This is a genomic window from Paracoccus alkanivorans, assembly GCF_003697785.1.
Classification (GTDB): Bacteria; Pseudomonadota; Alphaproteobacteria; order Rhodobacterales; family Rhodobacteraceae; genus Paracoccus; species Paracoccus alkanivorans.
On the sequence record NZ_QOKZ01000030.1, the window covers coordinates 2,501 to 5,840 of the forward strand.

At 54.6% G+C, this 3,340-nt stretch carries 1 tRNA gene and 2 rRNA genes; all 3 read left to right on the top strand.

Features of this window, described 5'->3' with window-relative positions:
• The first annotated feature begins 50 nt into the window (after positions 1-50).
• Positions 51-2,882 (top strand): 23S ribosomal RNA (locus C9E81_RS22535).
• Positions 2,883-3,030: 148 nt separating this feature from the next.
• Positions 3,031-3,145: ribosomal RNA gene (gene rrf / locus C9E81_RS22540) — 5S ribosomal RNA — on the top strand.
• A 116-nt stretch (positions 3,146-3,261) separates the two neighbouring features.
• A tRNA-Met gene (locus C9E81_RS22545) sits at positions 3,262-3,338 on the top strand.
• Positions 3,339-3,340: the final 2 nt, after the last annotated feature.

Consider the following 3,340-nt stretch of genomic DNA (forward strand, 5'->3'; position numbering starts at 1 on the left):
GCAAAAGGACGCGTGGTCAGAAGGACATCAGTCTTTCTTCTTCCGGATCAAATCAAGCGCGATAAGGGCGTTTGGTGGATGCCTTGGCAGCAAGAGGCGATGAAGGACGTGATACTCTGCGATAAGCCATGGGGAGCCGAGAATAGGCCTTGATCCATGGATTTCCGAATGGGGAAACCCACCTGAATGTTGGTTATTGTTACCTTCGGTAATCAATAATCTTCATGGCCAGGTACTTATCACCTGAATACATAGGGTTTTAAGAGCGAACCCGGGGAACTGAAACATCTAAGTACCCGGAGGAAAGGAAATCAACAGATACTCCCCCAGTAGCGGCGAGCGAACGGGGACCAGCCGAGCCATGAGGATGACCGGAACGATCTGGAAAGATCGGCCATAGCGGGTGACAGCCCCGTACGGGAAGTCTGATTGGACGCATTAAGTAGGGCGGGACACGTGAAATCCTGTCTGAAGATCGGGGGACCACCCTCGAAGGCTAAGTACTCCTTGCTGACCGATAGCGAACCAGTACCGTGAGGGAAAGGTGAAAAGCACCCCGACGAGGGGAGTGAAACAGTTTCTGAAACCGGACGCCTACAAGCAGTCGGAGGGGCCTCGAGCCCTGACGGCGTACCTTTTGTATAATGGGTCAACGACTTGGTCTGTCTGGCAAGCTTAAGCCGTTAGGTGTAGGCGCAGCGAAAGCGAGTTTTAAATGAGCGACATAGTCAGACGGATCAGACCCGAAACCGAGTGATCTAGGCATGAGCAGGCTGAAGGTACGGTAACACGTACTGGAGGGCCGAACCCACACCTGTTGAAAAAGGTCGGGATGACTTGTGCCTAGGGGTGAAAGGCCAATCAAACTCGGAGATAGCTGGTTCTCCGCGAAAGCTATTTAGGTAGCGCGTCGATTGTATTCTCCCGGGGGTAGAGCACTGCATGGATGATGGGGGCCCACAGCCTTACTGAGTCTAAGCAAACTCCGAATACCGGGAAGAACTGATCGGCAGACACACGGCGGGTGCTAACGTCCGTCGTGGAGAGGGAAACAACCCTGACCAACAGCTAAGGCCCCCAATTCGTGGCTAAGTGGGAAAGCATGTGAGACTTCCAAAACAACCAGGAGGTTGGCTTAGAAGCAGCCATCCTTTAAAGATAGCGTAACAGCTCACTGGTCTAATCAAGAGGTCTTGCGGCGAAGATGTAACGGGGCTCAAGCCACGAGCCGAAGCTTTGGATGCACGTTTACGTGCGTGGTAGCGGAGCGTTCTGTGATATAGAACGCTGCTTCTTTTGCCTGCTTGCAGGTAACGGAAGCAATGTTCTGACTGTGAAGCCGGGGCGTGAGCCATCCGGTGGAGTGATCAGAAGTGAGAATGTTGACATGAGTAGCGACAAACAGGGTGAGAGACCCTGTCGCCGAAAGTCCAAGGGTTCCTGCTTAAAGCTAATCTGAGCAGGGTAAGCCGGCCCCTAAGGCGAGGCCGAAAGGCGTAGTCGATGGGAACCAGGTTAATATTCCTGGGCCAGGAGATGGTGACGGATCGCAGGGGTAGTTCGATCTTATCGGATTGATCGGGCTGCTGAGCGGTTCCTGGAAATAGCCCTCCACAAGACCGTACCCGAAACCGACACAGGTGGACTGGTAGAGAATACCAAGGCGCTTGAGAGAACCACATTTAAGGAACTCGGCAAAATACCTCCGTAAGTTCGCGAGAAGGAGGCCCGGTTCGTAGGCAACTATGGGCCGGGGGCACAAACCAGGGGGTGGCGACTGTTTACTAAAAACACAGGGCTCTGCGAAGCCGCAAGGCGACGTATAGGGTCTGACGCCTGCCCGGTGCCGGAAGGTTAAAAGGAGAGGTGCAAGCCTTGAATTGAAGCCCCGGTAAACGGCGGCCGTAACTATAACGGTCCTAAGGTAGCGAAATTCCTTGTCGGGTAAGTTCCGACCTGCACGAATGGCGTAACGACTTCCCCGCTGTCTCAAATGTGGACTCAGCGAAATTGAATTGTCTGTGAAGATGCAGACTTCCCGCGGTTAGACGGAAAGACCCCATGCACCTTTACTACAGCTTCGCACTGGCATCAGGATTGCGATGTGCAGGATAGGCGGTAGGCTTTGAAGCGGGAACGCCAGTTTCCGTGGAGCCATCCTTGAGATACCGCCCTTCGCACTCTTGATGTCTAACCGCGGTCCGTCATCCGGATCCGGGACCCTGCGTGGCGGGTAGTTTGACTGGGGCGGTCGCCTCCCAAACAGTAACGGAGGCGCGCGAAGGTTGGCTCAGAGCGGTCGGAAATCGCTCGTTGAGTGCAATGGCAGAAGCCAGCCTGACTGCAAGACTGACAAGTCGAGCAGAGTCGAAAGACGGCCATAGTGATCCGGTGGTCCCGAGTGGAAGGGCCATCGCTCAACGGATAAAAGGTACGCTGGGGATAACAGGCTGATGGTGCCCAAGAGTCCATATCGACGGCACCGTTTGGCACCTCGATGTCGGCTCATCTCATCCTGGGGCTGGAGCAGGTCCCAAGGGTATGGCTGTTCGCCATTTAAAGAGGTACGTGAGCTGGGTTTAGAACGTCGTGAGACAGTTCGGTCCCTATCTGCCGTGGGTGTTGGAGACTTGAGAGGAGTTGCCCCTAGTACGAGAGGACCGGGGTGAACGTTCCACTGGTGGACCAGTTGTCGTGCCAACGGCAGTGCTGGGTAGCTATGAACGGACAGGATAACCGCTGAAGGCATCTAAGCGGGAAGCCCCCCTCAAAACAAGGTCTCCCTTGAGAGCCGTGGAAGACCACCACGTCGATAGGCCGGAGATGTAAGCGCAGCAATGCGTTCAGTTGACCGGTACTAATGGCTCGACAGGCTTGATTTGATCCGGAAGAAGACAGACTGGAAGCGTATGGAAGTGGGTTTTGCCTGCAAAACCCGCAAAGCATATGTGACCATCAGACCTTCTCCCAAAAGCATCCTTGGACAACAAGGTTTCCGCAAGGAAACAACGCTGATCGTTTCTTTCCCGGTCTGGTGGCCCTAGCGCGAGCAAAACACCCGATCCCATTCCGAACTCGGCCGTTAAGTGCCGTAGCGCCGATGGTACTGCGTCTCAAGACGTGGGAGAGTAGGTCACCGCCAGACCTGGAAAGAAACGATACTCTCTGAAACGATGATGCAAACGCAACGCAACAGACCGCGATGCGCCCAAGCAGGGCAGAGCACCCTTGTCGGACAAAAACTGACAAAAGCTCAATTGGCGCGGGGTAGAGCAGCCCGGTAGCTCGTCAGGCTCATAACCTGAAGGTCGTAGGTTCAAATCCTACCCCCGCAACCAAT